The 25,772-nt window shown below is 55.3% G+C and carries 23 protein-coding genes, 1 tRNA gene and 1 pseudogene; 11 read left to right on the forward strand and 14 right to left on the reverse strand.

What is annotated here, in order from left to right; translation table 11 throughout:
* Window positions 1-2: 2 nt before the first annotated feature.
* On the reverse strand, window positions 3-344 hold the full coding sequence (locus tag ACMGGM_RS13805) for a SymE family type I addiction module toxin (protein WP_063614462.1): 342 nt from the start codon (window positions 342-344) through the stop codon (window positions 3-5).
* A 127-nt stretch (window positions 345-471) separates the two neighbouring features.
* Between ACMGGM_RS13805 and ACMGGM_RS13810 the strand changes: the two genes are divergently transcribed.
* Together ACMGGM_RS13810 and ACMGGM_RS13815 are read left to right on the forward strand one after the other, a co-directional pair.
* On the forward strand, window positions 472-663 hold the full coding sequence (locus ACMGGM_RS13810) for a toxin-antitoxin system HicB family antitoxin (protein ID WP_063614481.1): 192 nt from the start codon (window positions 472-474) through the stop codon (window positions 661-663).
* A gap of 65 nt (window positions 664-728) precedes the next feature.
* Entirely contained in the window at window positions 729-1,940 is a 1,212-nt protein-coding gene (locus tag ACMGGM_RS13815) for a DUF3644 domain-containing protein (protein WP_063614461.1), read from the forward strand.
* Between the two features lie 6 nt (window positions 1,941-1,946).
* On the opposite strand, the gene ACMGGM_RS13820 is transcribed toward ACMGGM_RS13815, so the two are convergent.
* A tRNA-Sec gene (locus tag ACMGGM_RS13820) sits at window positions 1,947-2,041 on the reverse strand.
* Between the two features lie 291 nt (window positions 2,042-2,332).
* On the opposite strand from ACMGGM_RS13820, the gene ACMGGM_RS13825 reads away from it, so the two are divergent.
* Entirely contained in the window at window positions 2,333-3,724 is a 1,392-nt protein-coding gene (locus ACMGGM_RS13825) for a glycoside-pentoside-hexuronide family transporter (RefSeq protein ID WP_063614460.1), read from the forward strand.
* Window positions 3,725-3,736: 12 nt separating this feature from the next.
* Window positions 3,737-6,054, forward strand: a pseudogene (gene yicI / locus ACMGGM_RS13830) (alpha-xylosidase).
* Window positions 6,055-6,171: 117 nt separating this feature from the next.
* Here yicI and ACMGGM_RS13835 read toward each other — a convergent pair.
* Window positions 6,172-7,860, reverse strand: a complete 1,689-nt coding sequence (locus ACMGGM_RS13835) for an AsmA family protein (protein ID WP_063944013.1) — start codon at window positions 7,858-7,860, stop codon at window positions 6,172-6,174.
* A gap of 118 nt (window positions 7,861-7,978) precedes the next feature.
* Window positions 7,979-9,370 (reverse strand): xanthine/proton symporter XanP, encoded by a 1,392-nt coding sequence (gene xanP, locus ACMGGM_RS13840; RefSeq protein ID WP_014881972.1) that lies wholly within the window; start codon window positions 9,368-9,370, stop codon window positions 7,979-7,981.
* 224 nt (window positions 9,371-9,594) lie between these two features.
* On the opposite strand from xanP, the gene gltS reads away from it, so the two are divergent.
* A complete protein-coding gene (gene gltS / locus ACMGGM_RS13845) occupies window positions 9,595-10,797 on the forward strand; it encodes a sodium/glutamate symporter (RefSeq protein WP_063944015.1) in 1,203 nt (400 codons plus the stop codon).
* 2 nt (window positions 10,798-10,799) lie between these two features.
* On the opposite strand, the gene recG is transcribed toward gltS, so the two are convergent.
* Genes recG through gmk form a run of 5 tightly spaced genes read right to left on the reverse strand, consistent with a single transcriptional unit; the run spans window position 10,800 to window position 16,666 of the window.
* Window positions 10,800-12,881, reverse strand: coding sequence for an ATP-dependent DNA helicase RecG (recG, locus tag ACMGGM_RS13850; RefSeq protein ID WP_063944017.1), 2,082 nt, complete (start codon window positions 12,879-12,881; stop codon window positions 10,800-10,802).
* Window positions 12,882-12,884: 3 nt separating this feature from the next.
* Window positions 12,885-13,574, reverse strand: coding sequence for a tRNA (guanosine(18)-2'-O)-methyltransferase TrmH (gene trmH / locus ACMGGM_RS13855; protein ID WP_014881975.1), 690 nt, complete (start codon window positions 13,572-13,574; stop codon window positions 12,885-12,887).
* A 4-nt stretch (window positions 13,575-13,578) separates the two neighbouring features.
* Window positions 13,579-15,693: a bifunctional GTP diphosphokinase/guanosine-3',5'-bis pyrophosphate 3'-pyrophosphohydrolase gene (gene spoT, locus ACMGGM_RS13860; protein WP_014881976.1), complete on the reverse strand. Its 2,115-nt coding sequence runs from the start codon at window positions 15,691-15,693 to the stop codon at window positions 13,579-13,581.
* A gap of 19 nt (window positions 15,694-15,712) precedes the next feature.
* Window positions 15,713-15,988 carry a DNA-directed RNA polymerase subunit omega gene (gene rpoZ, locus ACMGGM_RS13865; protein ID WP_000135058.1) on the reverse strand — a complete coding sequence of 92 codons (276 nt, stop codon included), beginning with the start codon at window positions 15,986-15,988 and terminating at the stop codon, window positions 15,713-15,715.
* Between the two features lie 54 nt (window positions 15,989-16,042).
* Window positions 16,043-16,666, reverse strand: coding sequence for a guanylate kinase (gene gmk / locus ACMGGM_RS13870; protein ID WP_014881977.1), 624 nt, complete (start codon window positions 16,664-16,666; stop codon window positions 16,043-16,045).
* 251 nt (window positions 16,667-16,917) lie between these two features.
* Between gmk and ligB the strand changes: the two genes are divergently transcribed.
* Window positions 16,918-18,588 carry an NAD-dependent DNA ligase LigB gene (ligB, locus tag ACMGGM_RS13875; protein ID WP_063667070.1) on the forward strand — a complete coding sequence of 557 codons (1,671 nt, stop codon included), beginning with the start codon at window positions 16,918-16,920 and terminating at the stop codon, window positions 18,586-18,588.
* A 2-nt stretch (window positions 18,589-18,590) separates the two neighbouring features.
* Here the strand turns inward: ligB and ACMGGM_RS13880 are convergent, their stop codons facing one another.
* Both ACMGGM_RS13880 and ACMGGM_RS13885 read right to left on the reverse strand, forming a co-directional pair.
* Entirely contained in the window at window positions 18,591-19,208 is a 618-nt protein-coding gene (locus tag ACMGGM_RS13880; protein WP_023331717.1) for a trimeric intracellular cation channel family protein, read from the reverse strand.
* 206 nt (window positions 19,209-19,414) lie between these two features.
* Window positions 19,415-20,278: a YicC/YloC family endoribonuclease gene (locus tag ACMGGM_RS13885; protein ID WP_008502687.1), complete on the reverse strand. Its 864-nt coding sequence runs from the start codon at window positions 20,276-20,278 to the stop codon at window positions 19,415-19,417.
* Between the two features lie 125 nt (window positions 20,279-20,403).
* Here ACMGGM_RS13885 and rph point away from each other — a divergent pair, with 125 nt between their 5' ends.
* Both rph and pyrE read left to right on the forward strand, forming a co-directional pair.
* Window positions 20,404-21,120, forward strand: coding sequence for a ribonuclease PH (gene rph / locus ACMGGM_RS13890; protein ID WP_023331718.1), 717 nt, complete (start codon window positions 20,404-20,406; stop codon window positions 21,118-21,120).
* Between the two features lie 65 nt (window positions 21,121-21,185).
* Window positions 21,186-21,827, forward strand: a complete 642-nt coding sequence (gene pyrE, locus ACMGGM_RS13895) for an orotate phosphoribosyltransferase (protein ID WP_032635308.1) — start codon at window positions 21,186-21,188, stop codon at window positions 21,825-21,827.
* Window positions 21,828-21,911: 84 nt separating this feature from the next.
* On the opposite strand, the gene slmA is transcribed toward pyrE, so the two are convergent.
* The 3 genes from slmA to coaBC form a co-directional block, all read right to left on the reverse strand.
* Window positions 21,912-22,508 carry a nucleoid occlusion factor SlmA gene (gene slmA, locus ACMGGM_RS13900; RefSeq protein WP_014881982.1) on the reverse strand — a complete coding sequence of 199 codons (597 nt, stop codon included), beginning with the start codon at window positions 22,506-22,508 and terminating at the stop codon, window positions 21,912-21,914.
* Between the two features lie 120 nt (window positions 22,509-22,628).
* Window positions 22,629-23,087 carry a dUTP diphosphatase gene (gene dut, locus ACMGGM_RS13905; protein WP_015570042.1) on the reverse strand — a complete coding sequence of 153 codons (459 nt, stop codon included), beginning with the start codon at window positions 23,085-23,087 and terminating at the stop codon, window positions 22,629-22,631.
* The gene (gene coaBC / locus ACMGGM_RS13910) at window positions 23,065-24,276 is read right to left on the reverse strand and encodes a bifunctional phosphopantothenoylcysteine decarboxylase/phosphopantothenate--cysteine ligase CoaBC (protein ID WP_127341527.1); all 1,212 of its coding nucleotides are present in this window, start codon (window positions 24,274-24,276) and stop codon (window positions 23,065-23,067) included. Before coaBC ends, dut begins: the two co-directional genes overlap by 23 nt.
* Before the next feature lie 171 nt (window positions 24,277-24,447).
* On the opposite strand from coaBC, the gene radC reads away from it, so the two are divergent.
* From radC to rpmG, 3 genes are all read left to right on the forward strand, one after another.
* Window positions 24,448-25,116, forward strand: a complete 669-nt coding sequence (gene radC / locus ACMGGM_RS13915; RefSeq protein WP_045134466.1) for a RadC family protein — start codon at window positions 24,448-24,450, stop codon at window positions 25,114-25,116.
* A gap of 218 nt (window positions 25,117-25,334) precedes the next feature.
* The gene (gene rpmB, locus ACMGGM_RS13920) at window positions 25,335-25,571 is read left to right on the forward strand and encodes a 50S ribosomal protein L28 (RefSeq protein ID WP_002436699.1); all 237 of its coding nucleotides are present in this window, start codon (window positions 25,335-25,337) and stop codon (window positions 25,569-25,571) included.
* Between the two features lie 22 nt (window positions 25,572-25,593).
* Entirely contained in the window at window positions 25,594-25,761 is a 168-nt protein-coding gene (rpmG, locus tag ACMGGM_RS13925) for a 50S ribosomal protein L33 (RefSeq protein WP_003024094.1), read from the forward strand.
* Window positions 25,762-25,772 lie beyond the last annotated feature (11 nt).

The raw sequence follows: 25,772 nt of genomic DNA on the forward strand, positions 1-25,772 counted from the left end.
CGCTAAGCCAGGTGGTTTGTATTTGATTTTGCGAGGCGCTTTCCAGGATGCTGAATTTGAATCGCGGCAAGGGCTTTATCTATCTCACTGAGCTTCGCCTTCGTCCGCTTATAATCTTCCTGCAACCGCTGCTCTTGCTCGCTATACGCCACCAGAACGATGCACCCTTTCATCACCTTTACCGTGACCTGCTGCCCGGTATCAAAGCCTGCCGCGCTCAGCCACTTGCCGGAAAGGATGATTTTCGGCGTGGATTTGTCGAAAACATTCGGGCGGTATCCCACAATTAACGAACGCTCGGTTCCGGATTGGTCGGTGTCTGGGGTAGAATGCGAATCAGCCATAATCAACTCCTTGATAGTTGGTGAGGTTAGACGCTCCGGTTGTGTTCCCGCACATCGGGGCGTTGCTAGTACAGGAGGTTTAGGTGGCCTCCTATATGTGTGTGAGATTAAATGGATAGGTGGCCTCATGTCAATCATTTCGCGCGAGAAAAAACCAAAAGGCGGTGGGCAATCGCCGCAGTTTAAGATGCGTATTGATCCGGCATTGAAGGAACAGCTGGATGCTGTAGCGGCTGAGGAAGGGGTGAGTCTCGCCAGCTGGTTGAAGGAACTGGCGAGGGAAGCCTTAAGAAAAAAAGGATTTGAACCTAAGGGATAAAGAAAATCAATTAGTTACATTCAATCTATACTTTATATTTGTTATAGAAATAAAAAGGAATTTTTATGGCTCGCACAAGTAATCAAATAAAATTATTAGAAGCACTTCGAAGAAATGAGAGAAATAATAATTCTTTTACACCCTCAGATCTAGCCAACGAAACGGGTTACTCTGAAAATAGCATAAGAAAATATATAAATGAAAAGTTGAATGGCCAGTACTTACACAGTGCAGATGGTAAATCATGGAAAAGTAAAGGGATCTTAAAACTTTCTAATGATGATTTTATCTCTTTAATGTCCCAATCCTTAAAGGCCAAATCGTTAACACCAGATATGAAGATTTATAGATCTCTTTTAAAGAGAAGTCTGGATGCATTTATACTTTCTTTAGAGATTTATAACCGGCCCAGTCTTGAAAATCGAGTTGAAGCATTTTGTATATTGTCAGTAAATGCATGGGAACTTTTATTAAAAGCCGAATTAATAAAGTCTGTTGGGATGCATGCAGTTTTTAATAAAAATGGATATTCAATTTGTATTTCAGATGCAATTAATAAACGCTTGCAACAAAATGATCCAGTAAAGAAGAACTTAGATGTACTGATTGAACTGAGGGACGGTGCGATACATCTTCTGCTCCCAGAGTTACAACCAGAGTTATCTCGTCTTTTTCAAGCAAATGTGTTGAATTTTCAACAAAGATATCTTAATGAAACTGGGATGTCTCCATTGGCAGGACAAAGCGTAGGAATGCTTAGTTTAGTTATTGATGGACCTAAAAGCGATTTAATGACAATTAAAGAAAATTATGGAGAGATGACAGCAAATGTAGCAAAGGAGTTTTTGACTCGTTTTCATAATACGATTGAGGAGCAAAACTCTAATGAATTTAGTATATCGATTGATTATAAGCTTACTTTGACAAAGTCAGAAAAAGATAGCGATCTCTCATTAGGGATTGGAAGTAATGGTAGTAATGCTATTATTATTAGGGAGACGAGGGATCCAGATATCACTCATCCTTATTATCAAGGTTCAGCAATAGAGCGTATAAATGAATTGCAAAAGAGTAAAGTTATAACAAAATACTCTTTTAATGCCATAATTAAAAAGCATAATATTCAAAAGTCAAAACGTTCTGAAATGCATTTTACAATTGATGATCGTCATCGCTACTCTGAAAAATTTATACAATGGGTAATAAAAAGTTTGGAGCAACCAAAATGGTTAGACGAATCTATAGAATTTTATAAAAAACTGATGAAGAAAAAATGAAATTTTTGGCGGAAGATCACAGGAGTCGAACCTGCCCGGGAACGCTGGCGTCCCCAACTGGATTTGAAGTCCAGCCACCTCACCGGAGATGACGATCTTCCGCGCCTGCATTGCTACATGGAGGCGGGGCGCATTATAGCTACTTTCAGGCATTTACCACATACCCCGACACACTTTTTTCACCTCTCTTTTGACCTGTACCCCCCTGTTTCAGTTAATTCTTAAGAAAATCCTCAGGTTAGCGTTTTGTGCTCTCCGACATTTACCGCGATCACAAAAAACAAGAAACGTAATCTGCTAACCAGAAAACGCAATACCCGCTCATGAAACAATGGTTTAAAACCAATGCAACCGGTCTCAGCGCCCCCTACAGCGTGAAGGATGAATAAAAGATGAGCGAAGTATTGTCAGTAAAAGAGAAGATTGGCTACGGCATGGGAGACGCCGCCAGCCACATCATTTTTGATAACGTCATGTTGTATATGATGTTTTTCTACACCGATATTTTCGGCATTCCCGCCGGGTTTGTCGGCACCATGTTCCTGCTCGCCCGTGCGCTGGATGCAATCTCCGACCCGTGCATGGGGCTGATTGCCGACCGCACCCGCAGCCGCTGGGGCAAGTTCCGTCCGTGGATATTGTTCGGAGCGATCCCGTTTGGCATCGTCTGCGTGCTGGCCTACACCACGCCGGACCTCAGCCTGAACGGCAAAATGATTTACGCCGCCGTTACCTATACGCTGCTGACCTTGCTCTATACCGTGGTGAATATTCCTTACTGCGCGCTGGGCGGGGTGATCACCAACGACCCGACGCAGCGTATCTCCCTGCAATCCTGGCGCTTCGTGCTGGCGACGGCGGGCGGCATGCTCTCCACGGTGCTGATGATGCCGCTGGTGAACCTTATTGGCGTCGACGATAAAGCGTTCGGCTTCCAGGGTGGGATCGCCGTCCTGTCGGTGGTCGCGTTCCTGATGCTGGCGTTCTGCTTCTTCACCACCAAAGAGCGTATTCAGGTGCCGCCGAGCACCACCGCCATGCGGGAAGATCTGCGCGACATCTGGCGCAACGATCAGTGGCGCATCGTTGGCGTGCTGACCATCCTCAACATCCTCGCCGTCTGCGTGCGCGGCGGGGCGATGATGTACTACTGCACCTGGATCATGGGCTCGCCGGAAGTGTTCGTCGCGTTCCTCACCACCTACTGCGTCGGCAACCTGATCGGCTCCGCGCTGGCGAAACCGCTCACCGACTGGAAGTGTAAGGTCAGCATCTTCTGGTGGACCAACGCCGCGCTGGCGGTGGTGAGCGTAGCGATGTTCTTCGTGCCGATGCATGCCATCGTGGTGATGTTCGCCTTTATCTTCGTCATCGGCGTGCTGCACCAGCTGGTGACGCCGATCCAGTGGGTAATGATGTCCGATACCGTCGACTATGGCGAATGGACCAACGGCAAACGTCTGACCGGGATCAGCTTTGCGGGCACGCTGTTCGTGCTGAAGCTTGGCCTGGCGCTGGGCGGGGCGATGATCGGCTGGATGCTGGCAGGCGGCGGCTACGACGCGGCAGCCAAAACCCAGAACAGCGCGACCATCAGCATCATTATCGGCCTGTTTACCCTTGCCCCGGCGGTCTGCTACGTGTTGAGCGCCATTATCGCCAAACGCTACTACACGCTGAAAACCCCCTTCCTGACCAAAATCCTGGGCGAGCTGGCGCAGGGTGCGCGCCGCAATCAGCAGGAGTTTGAAAACCTGCCGGTCAGCAAAGAATTGCAGAACTAAGAGGACGAAAGCATGAAAATCAGTGATGGAAACTGGCTTATTCAACCGGGTCTGAACGTGACGTATCCGGTTCAGGTGTTCGACGTGGAGCAGCAGGGCAATGACCTGGTGGTGTACGTTGCGCCGCGCGACGTGCGTGAGCGCACCTGGCAGCTCGACACGCTCATGTTCACGGTGCGCCTGTTTGCCCCGCAGGAGGGGATTGTCGGGGTGCGCATCGAGCACTTCCAGGGCGCGCTGGACAACGGCCCGCACTATCCGCTGAACGTGCTGAAAGACGTGAAGGTCGAGATTGAAAACAACGCGGAATTTGCCGAGCTGAAAAGCGGAAGCGTCAGCGTGCGCGTCACCAAAGGGGATTCTGGGCGCTGGACTTCCTGCGCAACGGCCAGCGCATTACCGGCAGCCAGCTGAAAAACAACGGTTACGTGCAGGACACCAACACCGATCGCAACTACCTGTTTGAACGTCTCGACCTCGGCGTGGGCGAAACGGTCTACGGTCTGGGCGAGCGCTTCACCGCCCTGGTGCGCAACGGCCAGACGGTCGAAACGTGGAACCGCGACGGCGGCACCAGCACCGAGCAGTCCTACAAAAACATCCCGTTTTATCTGACCAACCGCGGCTACGGCGTGCTGGTGAATCACCCGGAAAATGTCTCGTTCGAAGTGGGTTCGGAGAAAGTCTCCAAAGTGCAGTTCAGCGTCGAAGGGGAGTATCTGGAGTACTTCGTGATCGACGGCCCGACGCCAAAAGAGGTGCTCAACCGCTATACGCGGTTCACCGGGCGTCCGGCGCTGCCGCCCGCGTGGTCGTTCGGCCTGTGGCTGACCACGTCGTTCACCACTAACTACGACGAAGCGACGGTTAACAGCTTTATCGACGGCATGGCCGAGCGCGATCTGCCGCTGCACGTCTTCCACTTCGACTGCTTCTGGATGAAGGCCTTCCAGTGGTGTGATTTTGAGTGGGACCCGGTGACCTTCCCGGATCCGGAAGGGATGATCCGCCGCCTGAAGGAGAAAGGGCTGAAGGTCTGCGTGTGGATTAACCCGTACATCGGCCAGAAGTCGCCGGTATTTCGCGAACTGAAAGAGAAGGGCTACCTGCTCAAGCGCCCGGACGGCTCCCTGTGGCAGTGGGACAAGTGGCAGCCGGGGCTGGCAATTTATGACTTCACTAACCCGGAAGCGTGCCGGTGGTATGCCGACAAGCTGAAAGGCCTGGTGGACATCGGCGTCGACTGCTTTAAGACCGACTTTGGCGAGCGCATCCCGACGGACGTGCAGTGGTTTGACGGATCCGATCCACAGAAGATGCATAACCATTACGCCTACATCTACAACGCGCTGGTGTGGAACGTGCTGAAAGAGACCGTGGGTGAGCAAGAGGCGGTGCTGTTTGCCCGCTCCGCATCCGTGGGCGCGCAACAGTTCCCGGTTCACTGGGGCGGCGACTGCTACGCCAACTATGAGTCGATGGCGGAAAGCCTGCGCGGCGGGCTGTCGATTGGCCTGTCCGGCTTTGGGTTCTGGAGCCACGATATCGGCGGATTCGAAAACACCGCCCCGGCGCACGTCTACAAGCGCTGGTGCGCGTTCGGGCTTTTATCCAGCCACAGCCGCCTGCACGGCAGTAAATCTTACCGCGTGCCGTGGGCGTATGATGACGAGTCCTGCGACGTGGTGCGCCACTTTACGCAGCTGAAGTGCCGGATGATGCCGTATCTGTACCGTCAGGCGGCGCTGGCACGCGAGTGCGGTACGCCGATGCTGCGGGCGATGATGCTGGAGTTCCCGGACGATCCGGCGTGCGATTATCTTGACCGCCAGTACATGCTGGGGGATGCGGTGATGGTCGCGCCGGTGTTCTCCGAAGCGGGTGACGTACAGTTTTATCTGCCGGAAGGACGCTGGACGCACCTGTGGCATAACGACGAAATTCAGGGTAGCCGCTGGCATAAGCAACAGCACAACTTCCGCAGCCTGCCAGTCTATGTGCGCGATAACACCCTGCTGGCGCTGGGCAGTAACAGCCAGAAACCAGACTATGCGTGGAACGAAGGCACGGCCTTCCAGCTGTTTAACCTGGAGGATGGCGCAACGGCGGTGAGTGAAGTGCCTGCGGCGGACGGCGCGGTGGCGTTTACGCTGAAAGCGTCGCGAGAGGGCGATACCGTGACCCTGACCGGCGTGGGTGAGGCGCGAAACTGGTCGGTGTGCTTGCGCAACGTGCAGAAGGTGGGCGGCGTGAAAGGCGGTTCACATGCGGGAAGCGAGTGGGGCGTGGTGGTAAAAGCGGAGGGGAATGAGGTGGTGGTTCACCTCTGAGCGATAAAAATGCCCGGTGGCGCTTCGCTTACCGGGCCTACGGTAATTATGCGGTCTGATGCCCTCACCCTGACCCTCTCCCACAGGGAGAGGGAATAAAACCGCCACCCGGCTTGTTTATTGCACGGGTGTTGAAACAATGCCACCCGTCATCGTCTGCTCTACCTGCTGTTTATCCATATTCACCGCGCTCAGCTTGCCGTTCACCGTCGGCTTCAGCGGCGCATTGGCCTGCACGCTGCCGCTGGCGGTGAGTTGAATATTGCCATCGCCCGTCACCGGTAGCGCTGGCCAGCCCCACTGCTGCAGCACGTTGAGCGGCACGCCGCGCCCGTTCAGGCTCACGGTGGTTTGCCGTTGCGGCAACTGCGAAACCGTCGCCGTCGCTTCCAGAATGCCTTTCTCGGTAAATGCGCTCAGGTCGGTAATGTTCACCGTGGCGGCGTTGGCATTCAACGCCAGCGACGGACGGCGCACGTCCACGCGGTTAAAGGTCGCCGCCGCGCCGTTCAGGGTTGCGCTGCCGCTCCACACGCCCCACTGGCGGTCTTTCACCAGCTGCAGGTTGGCACCGTAGCCATCCAGGGAGGTGATCTGCCACGGGAAGGCGGGATCGATGTCGATCACCAGGTTGCGGCTCAGGCCGAATTTTTGCAGCGTGACGCTGTTCAGCCATTCCGGTAGCGGCTCCATCCACAGCGCTTTCCAGTTCTGCGGCAGGGTGTACTCCAGACCGGCGATGGCGACATCGTCCAGCACCAGCGCTTTGCCGTCGCGCAGCCAGTTGCCGGAGGTGCGCACCATACCGCCTTCCCAGCGGGAGGTAAACTGGCGCAGCGCCATACCCTGCGGGGAAAACTCTGCGTTCAGGATCGGGTCAAACAGATGCAGCGAGCCGTAGATAAACTCGCTGGCGTTCATGGACAAACGCCCGTCCTGACTTTGCCAGTCGCCTTTGCTTATCGTCAGGTTGCGCAGGCTTAAATCGAGATCGGTCACCGCCCAGTCCGGGCCCTGCAGCCGGGCGTCGGTGACCTCCAGACGGCCTATTTGCAGAGAAGGGAGGGTGGCCAGCGGGGCAAAGAAGGCTTTCAGCGTGTTGTCGCTCTGCAGGCGGATCTCATTCAGACGCAGGGTGTCGATAACCCAGCTTCCGTCGGCGTTACGCAGGGCGGAGCCGGTGAGCGAACCGCGCGCCATATCGGCCCCGATGGTGTTCAGCACCACCTCCTTACCGTTAAGCTGGCCCTCAATTAACACGTTGGTGGCCGGGACGCCGTTGAGTGTCAGCGAGCCTGCGCTCATCTGAATCTGCGCGTTTTTCCCCAGCACGTTGCCTGCTTCCGGCTGCCATGGGCTGACGCCGCCCGTCACCTTCTGCGCGCTCAGATCCCATTCGGTATTCGGGCTGTTAAAGGCCATGTTGCTCAGTTGAAGACGATCGGCCTGCAAGGGCAGCGGTGCCGTCTGCGGCGAGAGGTTCAGCGTGCCATCGAAAAGGGTAATGGTGTCCATATGCAGCGGATCGGTCACCTGACGGCTGCTCAGGCCGATATCAACTTTTTTGGCTACCAGCGTGGCAGGTTTACCGTCCCGCCCGAAGGTGACGTTTTCCAGAATAAGATGGGAAGGCGACGAAAAGCGGTGATTCATCTTGTCGAAACTGAGTTCGTAATCGGTATTCACCGTCACCCAGCTGCTGACCTGAGCCGCGCCCCAGCGGGTCTGGAGCAGAATATAGAGCGCCAGTATCACAATGAGCAGGGCTACCAGAAGATAGACGAGCAGCTTTCCAATAAATTTCATGGTCTTCCATCCCGCAAACGTACATAAGGGAGTTATGCACGATTTATGCGCAATCCTCAAGGCGGGAATGGTGTAAATAGATGTCACGGCAGGCATTGACTGCCTGCCGTGAAGGGGATCAGTTCTTTTCAGGCGGGAAAACGAGGTTCAGCACAATAGCGGTGATACCGCCCGCGGCGATGCCGGAAGAGAGCAGGTTTTTCACCCAGTCAGGGGCAAACTGCAGGATCAGCGGTTGCTGAGAAACGCCCAGACCCACGGCCAGCGACAGCGCGATAATCATGATTGCCCGGCGGTTCAGTGGTTCGCGGGAGACGATACGCACCCCGGACGCTGCAATAGTCCCGAACATCACCAGCGTTGCGCCACCCAGCACCGGCTCAGGAATGTGCTGCACAAAGCCGCTCACCGCCGGGAACAGGCCGAGGACGATCAGCATCAGCGCCACCACAAAACCCACGTAGCGGCTGGCGACGCCGGTCAGCTGGATCACGCCGTTGTTCTGGCCGAAGCAGGAGTTCGGGAAGGTATTGAATACCGCAGAAACAAACGAGTTCAGGCCGTTCGCCAGCACGCCGCCTTTCAGGCGCTTCATGTACAGCGGGCCGGACACCGGCTGCTCGGAGACGTCGGAGGTAGCGGTGATATCGCCGATGGTCTCCAGAGAGGTGATCATAAAGACCAGCATCAGCGGCAGGAGCAGACCCCAGTCAATGCCCAGACCGTAGTACAGCGGCGTGGGGACGGTGATCAGTGCGCTGTTGGTCGGTGCGGTGTTCTCCGGCAACATGCCCAGCGCCCACGCCAGCAGATAACCGGCTGCCATGGCGATCACCAGAGAAGCCACGCGCAGGTAAGGGTTACGCTGGCGGTTAAGCAGAATAATGATCGCCAGCACGACGCCCGCCAGCAGCAGGTTTTTCGGCGCGCCGAAGGTATGGTCGCTCATGGCGGCATAGCCGCCGCCGATGGAGGTGAGGCCGACCTGAATCAGCGACAGGCCGATAATCATCACCACTACGCCGGAGACCAGCGGGGTAATGACGCGGCGCGCCAGATGCAGCACGCGAGAGATGACCATCTCCGTGCAGCTTGCCAGCATCAGGGTGCCAAACAGCGCCGCCATCATGGTCGGGACATCCGCACCGCCGGTTTTCAGGGCTGTGCCGCCCATGATCAGCGGTGCCACGAAGTTAAAGCTGGTACCCTGGATCGACAATAATCCCGACCCCACCGGCCCCCACGCTTTAATTTGAATAATTGAGGCCACGCCAGAAGCGAAGAGGGACATACTGATGATGTGCTGCGTATCCTGCGCCGGTAAACCGAGCGCCTGGCAGATCAGCAGCGCCGGGGTGATCACCGCGACAAACATCGCCAGAAGATGCTGGCAGGCCGCGAAAAGCGTCTGAGGCAGCGGCGGGCGATCTTCAAGGCGGTAAATCAGTTCGCTATTTTGCTTCTGCGCAATCGGTTGCGCATCAGGCGACTCTATGGTGTTAACGGACATCGGCGGCAATCCCACGGTGGAAAAGCGGGCATTTTATCTGACCACCTGGTAAAAGCAAACGATTGCCAGCAAAAAAAGGGAAGAAAATCTGCCGTTGTGAGCAGGTTTTCTACAACCCGTCGGGAAAAAAAATTACACTTTTTGCGCCGGTGGCTCATGAAGAGCGCAAACCGGCCAGGATAACGCCGCGTGTGTATGGAACACGCGCATAACAGGAGCCTTTTATGATTCATCTCGATACGTTGTCGACCCTTGTTGCCGCAACGCTGGTTCTGCTGCTTGGTCGCAAGCTGGTACACAGTGTTTCCTTTCTGAAAAAGTACACCATTCCTGAACCTGTCGCCGGTGGTTTGCTGGTGGCGCTGGCCCTGCTGGTACTGAAAAAAAGCATGGGCTGGGAAATTGATTTTGATATGTCCCTGAAAGATCCGCTGATGCTGGCCTTCTTTGCCACCATCGGCCTGAACGCCAACCTGGCGAGCCTGCGCTCTGGCGGTAAGGTGCTCGGCGTATTTCTGATTGTGGTGGTGGGACTGCTGCTGATGCAAAACGCCATTGGCATCGGCATGGCGACGCTGCTGGGGCTGGATCCGCTGATGGGTCTGCTGGCAGGTTCGATTACCCTGTCAGGCGGCCATGGTACTGGAGCCGCGTGGAGTAAGCTGTTTATCGAGCGTTACGGCTTTGAAAACGCAACGGAAGTGGCGATGGCCTGCGCAACCTTTGGTCTGGTGCTGGGTGGCCTGATTGGCGGCCCGGTGGCCCGTTATCTCGTTAAACATTCCACCACGCCGAATGGTAGACCGGACGATGAAATGGTGCCCACCGCGTTCGAAAAGCCGGATGTCGGGCGCAGCATCACCTCGCTGGTACTGATTGAAACCATCGCGATGATTGCCATCTGCCTGACCGTGGGCAAAGTGGTTGCGCAATGGCTGGCGGGTACAGCGTTTGAACTTCCGACCTTTGTCTGCGTGTTGTTTATCGGGGTCATTCTGAGCAACGGTCTTGCGCTGATGGGCTTCTACCGCGTGTTTGAACGTGCGGTATCGGTGCTCGGTAACGTCTGTCTGTCGCTGTTCCTGGCGATGGCGCTGATGAGCCTCAAACTGTGGGAGCTGGCCTCGCTGGCGCTGCCGATGGTGGTGATTCTGGCGGTGCAGGCACTGTTTATGGCGCTGTACGCCATGTTCGTGACCTGGCGCCTGATGGGGAAAAACTACGATGCAGCGGTGCTGGCAGCAGGCCACTGCGGGTTTGGTCTGGGGGCAACCCCAACGGCTATTGCCAACATGCAGGCGATCACCGAACGGTTTGGGCCATCGCACATGGCGTTTCTGGTGGTGCCAATGGTCGGGGCGTTCTTTATTGATATCGTCAACGCGCTGGTGATTAAGCTGTACCTGATGCTGCCGATGTTTGCCTGAAATCAGGCGTTGGAATAGCGCTCGGTTTCCGGCATCCAGCGCTCAATTAACGCTGCCGCCTGTTCGGGGTAGCGTTCATGAATATGGCGTGCGAGGCGTTGAACTTCCGGGATCATGGCCTGATCGCGCAGCAAATCCGCCACTTTAAATTCGGCATTTCCCGTCTGACGCGTGCCCAGCAATTCGCCCGGGCCGCGTATCTCAAGGTCTTTTTGTGCAATCACAAAACCGTCGTTGCTGTCGCGCAGCACCTGCAAACGCATCTGGGCAGTTTTTGAGAGCGGCGCTTTATAGAGCAGCACGCAGTGGGAGGCCACTGCGCCACGCCCAACGCGCCCACGCAGCTGGTGGAGCTGAGCAAGGCCAAGACGCTCCGGGTTTTCGATGATCATCAGGCTGGAGTTGGGGACGTCGACGCCCACTTCAATAACCGTCGTCGCGACCAGTAAATGCAGCTCACCCTGTTTGAACGCCTGCATCACCGCCTGTTTTTCGGCAGGCTTCATGCGCCCGTGAACCAGACCCACGTTTAGCTCCGGCAGCGCCAGCTTTAGCTCTTCCCACGTTGCTTCAGCAGCCTGCGCTTCAAGCAGTTCTGACTCTTCAATCAGGGTGCAGACCCAATAGGCCTGACGCCCTTCGTGGGTACAGGCGTTGCGCACGCGGTCGATGATATCGCTGCGGCGAGTATCCGGTATGGCGACCGTCGTGACCGGAGTACGCCCCGGCGGCAGTTCATCGATGGTGGAGGTATCCAGATCGGCATAGGCGGTCATCGCCAGGGTGCGCGGGATTGGCGTGGCGGTCATGATCAGCTGATGCGGATGGAAGCCCTGCTGTAGCCCTTTTTCCCACAGCGCCAGACGTTGATGCACGCCGAAGCGGTGCTGTTCGTCGATAATCACCAGCGCAAGGCCGTTAAACTGTACCTGCTCCTGGAAGATAGCGTGTGTGCCGACAATCATCTGCACCTGGCCGCTGACGATGGCTTCCTGCTGCGCAAGACGCGCTTTGCCTTTTTGCTTCCCGGCAAGCCAGCCTACCTCAATCCCGAGCGGCGCGAACCAGGCGCGGAAATTATTGGCGTGCTGTTCAGCCAGCAGCTCAGTCGGCGCCATCAGCGCCACCTGTTTACCGTGGGCAATCGCGCGCAGTGCTGCCAGGGCGGCAACCAGCGTTTTACCGGACCCGACGTCGCCCTGCACCAGGCGCATCATCGGCACGTCGAGGGCCATATCGCGTTCAATCTCGGCCGTTACGCGCGCTTGAGCGCCGGTCGGCTTAAACGGCAGAGTGGCCAGCAGCTTATCTTTGAGCGCATCATTCTGGCTTAACGGCTGAGCGTGGAAACGCTGCGCGCCTGCGCGAAGCGCCAGCATGCTCAGGTTATGTGCCAGTAATTCCTCAAGGATAAGACGCCGTTGTGCGGGATGTTTGCCGCTTTCTAAATCGCTGAGCTGTAATGTGGGTGGTGGACGATGCAGTGTGCGCAATGCCTCGGGCAGGCTCATCATGCCCTGTGCCAGCTCGGGGGGCAGAAGTTCGGTAATCGCGCAGGTATCCAGCAGCTCCAGCGCCTGATCGGTGAGTTTACGCAGCGTTGCCTGCTTAATGCCTTCAGTCGTCGGGTAAACCGGCGTAAGCGTCTCCTGCAGTTCCGGTGTGCTGAGGTCGCCCTGCACGCGGTACTCCGGGTGGATCATCTCTGCGCCGTATTTACCGCGTTTGGCTTCGCCATAGGCCAGCACTCGGCGGCCTGTCGCCAGGCTGTTTTTCATCGCTGCGCTGAAGTTGAAAAAACGCATGGTGAGAATGCCGGTACCGTCGCTGATCTGACAGGTCATCATCCGGCGTCCACCAAACGTGATGTTGCAGTTCAGGACTTCGCCTTCAACGGTGGCGTAAATGGCAGGCAGCAGATCGCCAATTTTGTAGAGCTGAGTGCGGTCTTCGTAACGCAGAGGGAGGTGCAGGAGGAGATCCTGCACGGTATGCAGGCCAATTTTTGCCAGCTTACTGCTTTGCGCCGCGCCCACGCCCGTCAGGCTATTGAGCGGAATGGCATCCAGCAGGCGGCCTTTCATCAGTTACCCGGCGTACTGCATGGTGGACCACCACTCGGCATCGGCTTCAATTTCGCCCTGCGCGTTGACGTGGGGGTAAGGCAATTTTTTCTGCTTCGCGACGCGAGCCAGCACCGGATAACCGCCTTCAAACAGCAGGCGCTGCTGTTCCTCTTCCGGCAGCATACTGTTGCTGCGCTCGTACATTCCGGCGTTCTGGCGCTGGCGCTGCGCTTCATACAGAATCAGCGCAGAGGCAACCGACACGTTCAGGGACTGAACCATACCGATCATCGGGATGATGATGTCCTGATCCGCCAGATCCAGCGCTTCCTGGGTGATCCCGGTTTTCTCCTGCCCCATCAAAATGCAGGTTGGGCGGGTGTAGTCGATCTCGCGGAAATCCACAGCTTTAGCAGAAAGGTGAGTCGCAAGAACCTGCATACCGCGGCCTTTCAGGTGCGATACGGCTTCACCAATCGTCTGATGCGTTTTGACGGATACCCAGCTGTTGCTGCCTGCGGCAGCAGACACCATGTTTCGCATGCGGGTGCCCGGCCAGACGGCGTGCACTTCATGCACGCCGACGGCGTCTGCGGTACGAACGATAGCAGAGACGTTATGAGGCTTATGAACCTGCTCCATGCAGACCGTCAGGTCAGGCTGACGCCTGGCGAGCATTTCGCAGATACGTGTATAACGTTGTGAATTCATAAACCTAGTTTCGGTTTCGGGTAACTTTAATCACGTCCGGCATGACGCGGATCTTGCGCATAATATTCGCCAGATGCACGCGGTCGCGGGCGGTCAGACGAATAAAGGCGCTATAAACGCGGCCGTCTTTTTCTTCCGTATTCAGGCTCTGAATGTTGGACGAGGCCGTGTTGATCGCTGCCGTCAGGTTTGCCAGGGCACCCTGGTGATTGAACATATCCACCTTAATTTCGGTGATAAATTCCTGCGCCGTCTCTTTGTCCCACTCGACCGCCATAAACTTCTCGGCTTCTTTCTGGTAGCCGCGAATGTTACGACAGGATTCATGGTGGATAACCAGCCCTTTGCCGGGGCTGACGTGCGCAATAATCGGGTCACCGGGGATTGGACGGCAACATTTTGCGAAGGTGATCAGCACCCCGTCCGCGCCTTTGATTGGCAGATGAGCGTGGCCGGATGCGCCAGGAGCAGAAGGTATCGCTTCGCCCTGCTGCAGGTTTTTCGCCACCACGACGCTCATGGCGTTACCGAGACCAATTTCCGCCAGCAGATCGTCCAGAGACGTGAGCTTCATACGGTCGAGTTCGCGCTGGATATGCTCTGGTGGAATTTCAGCCAGCTTACGGCTACCGCCCAACGCGTGGTTGAGCAGACGGCGTCCCAGGCTGACGGAGTCGTCGCGCTTGAGGTTTTTCAGCAACTGGCGAATTTTGGCGCGCGCTTTGGAGCTCACCACAAAGTTCAGCCAGGCCGCGTTCGGGCGTGCGCCCGGTGCGGTAATAATTTCTACCGTCTGGCCGCTGGAGAGCGGCTGAGACAGAGGATAAGGCTGTCTGTCGACGCGTGCGCCCACGCAGGCATGCCCGATATCGGTATGTACTGCGTAAGCAAAGTCGACCGGCGTTGCGCCCGCAGGCAGTTCGACAATCCGACCTTCTGGGGTGAAAACGTAAATCTCATCCGGGAAGAGATCGGATTTCACGCTCTCGATAAATTCAAAGGAGCTACCCGCACTCTGCTGCAGTTCCAGCAGGCTCTGCATCCAGCGCTGGGCGCGGATCTGTGCAGTCGTGCTGCTTTCGCCACCGTGCTCTTTATACGCCCAGTGCGCGGCGACACCCATCTCTGCCATCTGGTCCATGTCTTCGGTGCGGATCTGCACTTCGACAGGCACGCCGTGTGGACCGATCATCGAGGTATGCAAAGATTGATAGCCGTTCGCTTTTGGAATGGCGATGTAATCTTTCATGCGCCCCGGACGCGGTTTGTAGAGGCTGTGCATCTGCCCCAGCACGCGATAGCAGGTGTCGGCATCGTGGACGATCACGCGGAACGCGTAAATATCCATGATCGAGTGAAAACGCTGCTCTTTGAGCACCATTTTGCAGTAAATCGAGTACAGATGTTTCTCGCGACCGCTGACGCGGCACGGAATACCCGCTTCCTGTAAACGCCCTTCAATTTCCGAGAGGATCTTTTGAATCATCTCTTTACGGTTACCGCGTGCGGCTTTCACCACCTCTTTAATGACGCGATAGCGGTTCGGGTATAACGCTTCAAAACCCAGCTCTTCCAGCTCGGTTTTAATGTGGTGAATACCTAAACGGTGCGCCAGCGGACTGTAAATTTCCAGGGTTTCACGAGCAATGCGGCGACGCTTGTCCGGGCGAAGTGAGCCCAGCGTGCGCATGTTGTGGGTACGGTCAGCGAGTTTGATGAGAATGACGCGGATATCCTGCACCATCGCCATAATCATCTTGCGGAAGTTTTCGGCTTGCGCCTCTTTCTTGTCGCGGAATTTCAGCTTATCAAGCTTAGAGACCCCTTCCACCAGTTCGGCAACGCTTTTGCCAAACAGCTGTTCCATATCCTGGTAGGTGGCAGGGGTATCTTCGATCACGTCATGCAGCAGAGCAGCCATCAGCGTTTCGTAGTCGAGTTTCATCTCGGCCAGAATGCAGGCTACCGCAACAGGGTGCGTGATGTAGGGTTCACCGCTTGAACGTGTCTGGCCCTCGTGAGCGTCACGTGCAACGAGATACGCCTGCTGAAGACGCTTAATCTGGTCTTCAGGCAGGTAGGTTTGAATCAGTTGATTCAGGCTTTCAAACAGATACAAGGGCGACCCGCAGGTTTAATTAACGACGACCTTCAGCAATGGCGGTTACGGCCTGCAGTTCTGCGGCTTCCTGCTCTTGCTGCTCCTGGCGCTCACGCACGTCGAGGATCTGGTTGTTGATCAGACCTTCTTCGATTTCGCGAAGTGCAATAACGGTGGTTTTATCGTTTTCTTCCGGTACCAGCGGATCTTTACCGCCTACCTGCATCTGACGAGCGCGACGCGCGGCGACCAGTACCAGGTCAAAACGGTTACCAATTTTCTCTACAGCGTCCTGAACAGTTACGCGTGCCATACTTAAAATGCTCCACAGGTGAAGAAATGACTGGGCATGATACTGAAAGTGGGTTCAGTCTGCCAACAGTTTGGTGATTAATGCGTCATGTCGCTGCTTCTGGCGGCTCATACGCAGACGTTCTGCGCGAAGGATGGTTTTGAGATCGCTCAGCGCGGCATCAAAATCATCATTCACAATAAGGTAATCATATTCCGCGTAATGGCTCATTTCTGCAACTGCCTGGGCCATACGCTTTGCAATCACGTCTTCGCTGTCCTGACCGCGGCCACGCAGACGGCGATCCAGCTCATCTTTCGATGGCGGTAAAATAAAAATACTGCGTGACTCCGGCATTTTCTTGCGAATTTGCTGTGCGCCCTGCCAGTCGATATCCAGGAAGACATTCACGCCCGTGGCCAGAACCTGCTCAATGGTTTCACGCGAGGTACCGTAGTAGTTACCAAACACTTCAGCGTGTTCAAGAAACGCATCCCTGGCGATCATCGCTCTGAACTCGTCGTGATCCACAAAGAAATAGTGTTCACCGTGCACTTCACCCGGACGCGGCTGACGCGTGGTGTGAGAAACAGATACCTGTGTGTCGTACAACGGTTGGGTTTTTAACAGTGCCTGAATAAGGCTGGATTTACCCGCGCCACTAGGGGCAGAAACAATATAAAGCGTGCCTTGAGCCATGAGAGTCTTTTGTATGTGTTAGCGAAGAAGTCCTACATACGGGCTTATTATACACGTCGGCGCAGTGTGACGTAGCCTTTGTCACACTTTTTCCCCTGGATAATTGAATTTTGCGTACCGTTTTCAGGTTTTACCCGCGGTTTGCTGCAATAAAAATGAATACTGGATAGCGTCTCGCATGATGAGAAGTTGCTATTAGCCATGTTTCTCACGTCAGGTTATACCTCCGGCATTGCAAAGGAGGGGTAGCGATGTGGCGATGGATAAGTGGGTTAATGCTGTTGTGGTGTGGTTATGGGGCGGCGGTGTGTCCGGTGTGGTCACAGGCTAAAGCCGGAAAAGAGATTGCATCCTTAAGCGCACAGATCAAACGCTGGGATGAAGCCTACTGGAAGCAGGGCGTCAGCGAGGTCAACGACGAGGTATACGACCAGCTCAACGGACGCTTAGCCCAGTGGCAGCGCTGTTTTGGCCATGATCTCTCAGAGAACACCTTACCTGCGCTGACGGGAAGCGTAAAACATCCAGTTGCCCATACGGGGGTGCATAAGGCCGCCAGCAAAGAAGCGCTAGGTCAGTGGATGCGAGGCCAGAAAAATCTCTGGATGCAGCCAAAAGTCGACGGCGTGGCGGTGACGCTGGTGTATCGCAACGGAAAGCTCGCCCAGGCTATCAGTCGCGGTAATGGGTTAAAAGGTGAGGACTGGACCGCTCGCGTGCGTTTGATTCCGTCAGTGCCTAAAGAGGTATCCGGCGCGCTGGCAAACAGCGTCCTGCAGGGGGAGCTTTTCTGGATGCGCGAGAATCATATTCAGCGGCAGATGGGCGGAATGAATGCACGCGCAAAAGTGGCGGGGGCGATGATGCGGCAGAACGACGGTGCGCTTCTGAACCAGACAGGAATATTTATCTGGGCCTGGCCGGATGGTCCGAAAGAGATGGAAAGTATGCTTTCTGCGCTGTCCGGAGCAGGGTTTTCCATGACGGCGTCCTATACCTTGCCCACCCGAACGGTTGATGAAGTTGAAAAGCAGCGTTTGGCCTGGCAAAACACAGCATTACCCTTTGCCACGGATGGCATTGTGGTTCGGTCCGCGGAGTCGCCTTCAGGGGAGCGCTGGCTGCCTGGCGAAGGCAACTGGGTCATGGCGTGGAAATATCCGCCAGTTGCGCAGGTTGCTGAGGTCAGGGATATTCATTTTTCAGTTGGGCGTACGGGTAAAATTTCCGTCGTGGCGGCGCTGGAGCCGGTGCAACTGGATGATAAACAGGTACAGCGGGTGAGCCTGGGGTCGGTTGGACGCTGGCAGAGGCTGGATATTGCCCCTGGCGATCAGATCCAGGTGAGCCTTGCCGGGCAGGGTATCCCACGGTTTGATAAGGTTATCTGGCGAGGGACGGACAGACAAAAACCAGAACCACCGGCCTCGCGTTTTCACTCCCTGAGCTGTTTTTATGCTTCGCCAGAGTGTATGGAACAGTTCTTCGCCCGGTTGACGTGGCTCAGTTCTAAGCAGGTATTCAACATTGAAGGATTAGGCGAGTCAGGCTGGCGAACACTCTGGCAGGCGCATCATTTTGAACATCTCTTCTCATGGCTGCTCTTAACGCAGGCGCAGCTCCAGTCTACGCCGGGGTTTTCTCCAGCGCGGGGGCTGGCGCTCTGGCATCGCTTCAACCTGGTACGTGAACAACCTTTTATCCACTGGATGATGGCGTTGGGTGCGCCATTGCCACAAGCCTCGCTGAAGGCGTTGGGGGATATGTCATGGCAACAGATGCATGAACGCAGCGCAAAGGCGTGGCAGGCCTTGCCGGGTACGGGGGAAGAGAGGGCGCGGCAGATCGTGAGCTGGATAAATGCACCAGAGATTGATGTGCTGGTCCGGTGGCTTGCCCGGCAGCACATCAACGGTTTCTGAGATCAGTGTACGCCGTGCTTATAGTGAAACACGGGCAGTCCCAGCTTCAGACGCAGCGCCAGCATGCGGGCCGTAAAGCCAAACAGCAGCGTAGAGATAACCACCACATCATGGTTAGAAACATAGTGCTGCAGGGCGATGTAGAGCACCGCTGCGGCGAAGGAAATGCCGGCATACAGCTCTTTTTGAAAGACCAGGGGAATGCGTTTGCAGAACATATCGCGCAGTACGCCGCCAAACACCCCTGTGACCACAGCAGCAATCGTGGCGATAACCGGCCCTTCACCCATATCGAGCGCGATCTGTGCACCGATGATAGAAAAGACAATCAGCCCCAGCGCATCCAGCACCAGAAACAGGCGGCGCAGATGGGGCATAACGGGTGCCACAATGGTGGTTAATACGGCGGCTGTTGCCACGATAATCACATACTCAGGGTGTTTAACCCAGCCGAGAGGGTAATGGCCAAGCAGGATATCGCGCACGGATCCGCCGCCCAGCGCGGTCGCGGTGGCAATAATGATCACGCCGAAGGTGTCCATGCGGCGTCGTCCGGCTGCAAGTGCGCCGGTCATGGCTTCTGCGGTGATACCAATAAGATAAAGAGTGTGAAGCAGCATATACCCTCCGGTCAGAACGCGGGCAGGTTAGCGATTTGTGCGCAAGATCACGATTGAGATTTTCTAAGGTGAATCCCTTTGCGCTATAAAAATTTATTCATTTCCCTTAAAGGGGCCTGATAAATGGAGGTAAGGAAGGAGAGTGGGTGGAAATTCGGATTAAAAATACTAATGGGTGGTGTCCAGCGGACACCACCTGAAAGCGATTACTCGATGTTCTGGATTTGCTCGCGCATCTGCTCAATCAGCACCTTCAGCTCGATCGCTGAGTTGGTTACTTCAGCATTGATCGACTTAGATGCCAGGGTGTTCGACTCGCGGTTGAACTCCTGCATCATAAAGTCGAGGCGGCGGCCTACCGCTTCCTTCTTCTTCAGGATGTTGTAGGTCTCTTTCACGTGTGCTTCCAGACGATCCAGCTCTTCGGCAACGTCAATACGCTGCGCCATCAGCACCAGCTCTTGTTCCAGACGGGTGTTTTCCAGCTGAACTTCCGCTTCTTCCAGTTTGGCTACCAGACGCTCGCGCTGCCATTGCAGCACTTCCGGCATATGGGTGCGGACTTTTGCCACTTCGGCGCTTACGCCTTCAAGACGCTGCTCAATCATCGCTTTCAGCGCCTGGCCTTCGGTTTCGCGGGCCACGATAAAGTCATCCAGGGTACCGTCGAGGGCGGCAAGGATTTCGGCGGCGATGGCATCCAGATCCTGCTCACCGGCAGCCATGACGCCAGGCCAGCGCAGAATATCAACCGGGTTGATTTCGCCTTCATCACTTTGCATTTTGACCCAGTTCGCCGCATTCACGAGCTGTTTAGCCAGTTTTTCATTCAGGATCAGTTCGCCTTGCGCACTGGCATCAGGCTCAAAACGCAGGTTACATTCCACTTTACCGCGCGTCAGACGAGTACGGATGCGCTCGCGTACAACGGGCTCGAGGCTGCGGAACTGCTCCGGCATACGGAAATATGTTTCCAGATAGCGCTGGTTTACCGAGCGCATTTCCCAGGTAGCGCTACCCCAGCTACCCTTGATTTCACGCCGGGCGTAGGCGGTCATACTGCGGATCATAGACATTCCCGTTTTTAAAGGAGAGATGGGGGGATTATAGCTTTCGGGGGCTTCTCAGGATAGGAATAAGCGTCCTTTATCCGTATAATGCGCAGCCACATTCGTTTCAAGCCGGAGAATCCATCATGCGTCCATCAGGTCGTAGCGCCAATCAGGTGCGTCCCGTCACCCTGACCCGTAACTATACAAAACACGCTGAAGGTTCCGTGCTGGTTGAGTTTGGTGACACCAAAGTACTGTGCACCGCGTCCATCGAAGAAGGTGTTCCGCGTTTCCTGAAAGGCCAGGGCCAGGGCTGGATCACCGCAGAATACGGCATGCTGCCGCGCGCGACTCACACCCGTAACGCCCGTGAAGCGGCGAAGGGTAAGCAGGGTGGCCGTACCATGGAAATTCAGCGTCTGATCGCGCGGGCGCTACGCGCCGCTGTGGACCTGAAAACTCTCGGTGAATTCACGATTACGCTCGACTGCGACGTGATTCAGGCTGATGGCGGCACGCGTACCGCGTCCATTACCGGTGCCTGTGTGGCGCTGGCCGATGCCCTGAACAAACTGGTTGCAGCCGGTAAGCTGAAAACCAACCCAATGAAAGGCATGGTTGCGGCGGTTTCCGTGGGTATCGTTAACGGTGAAGCGCTGTGCGATCTGGAATACGTCGAAGATTCCGCCGCCGAGACCGACATGAACGTAGTGATGACCGAAGACGGTCGCATCATTGAGGTACAGGGCACGGCGGAAGGCGAGCCGTTCACCCATGAAGAACTTCTTACCCTGCTGGCTCTGGCCCGAGGGGGAATCGAATCTATTGTCACGTCGCAGAAAGCGGCGTTAGAAAATTGATTTTAAAGGCGACCAATGAGTCGCCTTTTTTTTGCCTGCAAGACAGAAACCAAAGGAGCGAATCCATGAAATCGTATCAGCGCCAGTTTATTGAGTTTGCGATTAATAAACAGGTCCTTAAGTTTGGCGAGTTTACGCTGAAATCCGGTCGTAAGAGCCCTTATTTCTTTAACGCCGGGCTGTTTAATACCGGGCGCGATCTGGCGCTGTTGGGTCGTTTCTATGCCGAAGCGCTGATGGATTCCGGAATTGATTTTGACCTGCTTTTTGGCCCGGCCTACAAAGGCATTCCGATTGCGACCACCACCGCAGTAGCGCTGGCGGAACATCACGATCGCGACGTGCCGTACTGCTTTAACCGTAAAGAGGCTAAAACCCACGGTGAAGGCGGTAACCTGGTCGGCAGTGCACTGCAGGGCCGCGTGATGCTGGTGGACGATGTGATCACCGCAGGCACTGCGATTCGTGAATCGATGGAGATTATCCAGGCTCACGGCGCGACGCTGGCTGGCGTACTGATTTCTCTGGATCGTCAGGAGCGTGGGCGCGGCGATATCTCTGCTATCCAGGAAGTTGAGCGTGATTACGGCTGCAAAGTGATCTCTATCATTACCCTGAAAGAGCTGATTGCGTATCTGGAAGAGAAGCCTGAGATGGCGGACCATCTGGCTGCGGTGCGTGCATATCGCGAAGAGTTTGGCGTGTAGATGAATTGCCCGGTGGCGCTACCGCTTACCGGGCCTACATCACCCGTAGGCCGGATAAGGCGAAGCCGTCATCCGGCACCGGAGTTATTGCAACTGAGCGGCGACGAGCGGCCAGCGGGCGTCAAAATCGTCCGTTGGACGGTATTTAAATTCGCTACGGACAAAGCGTGAGAGCATACCTTCACAAAACGCTAAGATCTGGCTTGCCAGCAATGTCTCATCCATCGTGTATCCTTCGCCTTCACGCATTTTCTTCTCGCGAAGTACCTGGCGCAGCTGCGCTTCAATACGTTCGAAAAGCTGATTAATGCGGCCCTGTAGCCTGTCCTGCTCAAACATCAGCGCGTGGCCGGTGAGGATACGGGTCAAGCCCGGATTACGTTCACCAAAGCCCAGAATTAACAGCACAATCAGACGCAGACGCGCGGTGGTGTCTTTTTCGTCTTTCAGAATCAGGTTGATGCGTGTGATCAGGCTGTCTTCAATAAACTCAATCAGACTGTCGAACATCCTGGTTTTGCTGGGGAAATGACGGTATAGCGCCGCCTCAGACACGCCTACAGAGGCGGCCAGTTTAGCGGTGGTGATGCGTTGACTGCCATCGCTGGATTCAAGCATCAGAGCCAGAGATTGAAGTATTTCTTCGCGACGATTCCTTTTCGCGGTTTGTTTTTCTGCCATGTTACAAAATACCCCTGAAAATAAGCACTTGCCAGGCTGGCATCCACACAGCGACCGCAAACGGACGTTTGCGGTTTGTTATTGCATTATGGCGCTGTGAGATACGTGTTTGTTGGGCGTTTATTTGCGCCCGGAATGGCCGAAGCCGCCTTCGCCACGGTCGGTGGCGTCAAAATCTGCCACCAGGTTAAATTCTGCCTGAACCACTGGCACAAAGACCATCTGCGCGATACGCTCGCCCGGTTCAATGGTGAAGCTGTCCTGACCACGGTTCCAGACGGAAACCATCAGTTGACCCTGATAGTCGGAGTCGATCAGGCCAACCAGGTTGCCCAGCACAACGCCATGCTTATGGCCAAGGCCAGAGCGTGGCAGGATGACTGCCGCCAGAGACGGGTCAGCAATGTGAATGGCCAGGCCCGTCGGGATCAGGGTGGTGGCACCCGGAGCCAGTTCTACGGCGTCATCGAGACAGGCGCGCAGGTCAAGTCCGGCAGAGCCGGAGGTGGCATAGGTTGGCAGCGGGAATTGCTCGCCAACACGCGGGTCCAGAATCTTAACGTCGATTTTTTTCATCATAACGGGTAACGATCTCGTCCAGTAATTGTTGGCCCAGGAGTTCCTTGCGCTCAAGCGGTAAGATTTTATCTCCATCCTGCCAGAAAAGGTGCAGTGCGTTGCTGTCGCTGTTAAATCCTTGCGTGGTCAGCGATACATCGTTCGCGCAGATTAAATCGAGGTTTTTGCGCGTACGTTTTTGCCGGGCATATTCTTCCACATTATTCGTTTCTGCGGCAAACCCAACAACGTAAGGACGATGGTTTTTTAGTGCGGCGACGCCGGCAACAATGTCCGGGTTTTTCACCATTTTTAGCGTTAATTCATCGCCTTGCTTTTTGATTTTCGCATCAGAGATGGTCTCAGCGCGGTAGTCTGCCACGGCCGCACAACCGATGAAAATCTGCTGGCGTTGCGCATGAGCCTGCACGGCGGCTTCCATCTCCAGGGCGGTGGTGACGTTAATGCGCTGCACAAAAGGCGGCGTAGGCAACGAGACCGGACCGCTTACCAGCGTGACGTTGGCGCCGCGTTTTGCGGCGGCGGCGGCAATGGCAAAACCCATTTTGCCGGAACTGTGGTTAGTGATGTAACGCACCGGGTCCAGCGGCTCGCGCGTAGGGCCCGCGGTAATCATGATGTTGAGATGTTGCAGATCGTTGACAGGCGAGAAATGGGCGGCGGCCATGTCGACAATCGTCAGTGGGTCAAGCATGCGGCCCGGGCCCACATCGCCGCAGGCCTGGCTGCCGCTGTCCGGACCCCAGATAAACAGGCCACGTGACGCCAGCATCTCCAGATTATGCTGGGTGGCCGCGTTACGGTACATCTGCTGGTTCATCGCAGGCACAACGGCGACCGGGGCAGGTGTAGCGAGGCATATGGTTGAAACCAAATCGTTCGCCATACCGGCCGCCACTCGGGCGATCAAATCAGCCGTGGCAGGGGCAAGAATCACAAGATCTGCCCACTTCCCAAGCTCAATATGGCCCATTGCGGCTTCGGCGGCCGGGTCGAGCAGGCTGTCAGATACCGGGTACCCTGATACGGCCTGCAGGCTCAGGGGAGTGATAAAGGCTTTGCCGCCTTCGGTTATCGCGACCCGCACATCCGCCCCGCGCTCGCGCAGACGACGCACCAGCTCCGGCGCTTTATAGGCAGCAATACCGCCGCTTACGCCAAGAACGATTTTTTTACCGGCCAGGCTCATCATGATTCTTTCCTGTTGGGTTTCACCAGAGAGCGGGCATTTTATCACAATCCCCTGAGCGCGGTGATTTTGTCCTTAGCTCACTTTGCGAGGCGCTACGCAAGAACGATACGAGGCCGTCGAGTGCCTGACTGGCCTGTGGCAGCATGTGGGTAAAAAGGGAGAAAGAGCATGGAAGAAGAGGATGAACTGCTGCTGCCGCGCGAAAAGTTGCTGCGCAACGGCGTCACCCCATTAACAGACGATGAGCTGCTGGCGCTCTTTTTGCGTACCGGGACCCCGGGGAAAACGGTCTTTACGCTGGCAAAAGAGCTGCTCGCTCATTTCGGTTCACTGTATGGCTTGCTGACCGCCGACCTGGCGCAGTTTAAGCATATTGGCGGGATCGGCGTGGCGAAATATGCTCAGCTGAGGGCGATTGCCGAGCTGGCCCGCCGTTTTAACAATGTCCGCCTGGAGAAGGAGGCACCGATCCTGACGCCAGCGATGACGCGTGAATTCCTGCAAAGTCAGTTAACCGATGTTGAACGCGAGATCTTTATGGTGATCTTTCTCGACAACAGGAACCGGGTGCTGAAACACAGCCATCTTTTTTCGGGTACCCTGAACCATGTTGAGGTACATCCGCGTGAAATTGTGCGCGAAGCGATAAAAGTGAATGCAGCGGGCGTGATCCTCGCGCATAATCACCCCTCTGGCTGTGCAGAACCGAGCAGAGCTGACAAAGAAATGACCGAGCGCATTATCAAATGCTGTCAATTCATGGACATTCGTGTGCTGGATCATCTGATAATTGGCCGCGGAGAGTACCTTTCTTTTGCCGAACATGGCTGGATTTAGGCTATTTCTGGCGATCCATCGGGATCTTTGTCTGTTCGGGACTTGAGCACACCGCCGAGTCAGCGTATACTACGCCACCTTTGAGAATCTCGGGTTTGGCATTTGGGCCTGGCAATCGAGAGTTCACTTAGAACTATGCGATGACCGGGCTGTAAAGCCTGACGAGGCGCCGATACCCCATACGAAGCTCGAGCTAATTTGATTTTTGGAGAATAGACATGTCCCGAGTCTGCCAAGTTACTGGCAAGCGTCCGGTGACCGGTAACAACCGTTCCCACGCACTGAACGCGACTAAACGCCGTTTCCTGCCGAACCTGCACTCTCACCGTTTCTGGGTTGAGAGCGAGAAGCGTTTTGTCACCCTGCGTGTATCTGCTAAAGGTATGCGTGTAATTGATAAGAAAGGCATCGATACAGTTCTGTCTGAACTGCGTGCCCGTGGCGAAAAGTACTAAGTACTTAAAGAGGAAATAAATCATGGCTAAAGGTATTCGCGAGAAAATCAAGCTGGTTTCTTCTGCTGGTACAGGTCACTTCTACACCACCACGAAGAACAAACGTACTAAGCCGGAAAAACTGGAACTGAAAAAATTCGATCCAGTTGTACGCCAGCACGTACTGTACAAAGAAGCTAAAATCAAATAATTTTAGCCTCC

This window comes from Enterobacter sp. BNK-14, assembly GCF_047456095.1.
Taxonomy (GTDB): domain Bacteria; phylum Pseudomonadota; class Gammaproteobacteria; order Enterobacterales; family Enterobacteriaceae; genus Enterobacter; species Enterobacter kobei.

Coding starts and splice junctions, on each gene's coding strand:
- ACMGGM_RS13805 (WP_063614462.1), bottom strand. CDS start 344: ATGGCTGATTCGCATTCTACCCCAGACACCGACCAATCCGGAACCGAG.
- ACMGGM_RS13810 (WP_063614481.1), top strand. CDS start 472: ATGTCAATCATTTCGCGCGAGAAAAAACCAAAAGGCGGTGGGCAATCG.
- ACMGGM_RS13815 (WP_063614461.1), top strand. CDS start 729: ATGGCTCGCACAAGTAATCAAATAAAATTATTAGAAGCACTTCGAAGA.
- ACMGGM_RS13825 (WP_063614460.1), top strand. CDS start 2,333: ATGAGCGAAGTATTGTCAGTAAAAGAGAAGATTGGCTACGGCATGGGA.
- ACMGGM_RS13835 (WP_063944013.1), bottom strand. CDS start 7,860: ATGAAATTTATTGGAAAGCTGCTCGTCTATCTTCTGGTAGCCCTGCTC.
- xanP (WP_014881972.1), bottom strand. CDS start 9,370: ATGTCCGTTAACACCATAGAGTCGCCTGATGCGCAACCGATTGCGCAG.
- gltS (WP_063944015.1), top strand. CDS start 9,595: ATGATTCATCTCGATACGTTGTCGACCCTTGTTGCCGCAACGCTGGTT.
- recG (WP_063944017.1), bottom strand. CDS start 12,881: ATGAAAGGCCGCCTGCTGGATGCCATTCCGCTCAATAGCCTGACGGGC.
- trmH (WP_014881975.1), bottom strand. CDS start 13,574: ATGAATTCACAACGTTATACACGTATCTGCGAAATGCTCGCCAGGCGT.
- rpoZ (WP_000135058.1), bottom strand. CDS start 15,988: ATGGCACGCGTAACTGTTCAGGACGCTGTAGAGAAAATTGGTAACCGT.
- gmk (WP_014881977.1), bottom strand. CDS start 16,666: ATGGCTCAAGGCACGCTTTATATTGTTTCTGCCCCTAGTGGCGCGGGT.
- ligB (WP_063667070.1), top strand. CDS start 16,918: ATGTGGCGATGGATAAGTGGGTTAATGCTGTTGTGGTGTGGTTATGGG.
- ACMGGM_RS13880 (WP_023331717.1), bottom strand. CDS start 19,208: ATGCTGCTTCACACTCTTTATCTTATTGGTATCACCGCAGAAGCCATG.
- ACMGGM_RS13885 (WP_008502687.1), bottom strand. CDS start 20,278: ATGATCCGCAGTATGACCGCCTACGCCCGGCGTGAAATCAAGGGTAGC.
- rph (WP_023331718.1), top strand. CDS start 20,404: ATGCGTCCATCAGGTCGTAGCGCCAATCAGGTGCGTCCCGTCACCCTG.
- pyrE (WP_032635308.1), top strand. CDS start 21,186: ATGAAATCGTATCAGCGCCAGTTTATTGAGTTTGCGATTAATAAACAG.
- slmA (WP_014881982.1), bottom strand. CDS start 22,508: ATGGCAGAAAAACAAACCGCGAAAAGGAATCGTCGCGAAGAAATACTT.
- dut (WP_015570042.1), bottom strand. CDS start 23,087: ATGATGAAAAAAATCGACGTTAAGATTCTGGACCCGCGTGTTGGCGAG.
- coaBC (WP_127341527.1), bottom strand. CDS start 24,276: ATGAGCCTGGCCGGTAAAAAAATCGTTCTTGGCGTAAGCGGCGGTATT.
- radC (WP_045134466.1), top strand. CDS start 24,448: ATGGAAGAAGAGGATGAACTGCTGCTGCCGCGCGAAAAGTTGCTGCGC.
- rpmB (WP_002436699.1), top strand. CDS start 25,335: ATGTCCCGAGTCTGCCAAGTTACTGGCAAGCGTCCGGTGACCGGTAAC.
- rpmG (WP_003024094.1), top strand. CDS start 25,594: ATGGCTAAAGGTATTCGCGAGAAAATCAAGCTGGTTTCTTCTGCTGGT.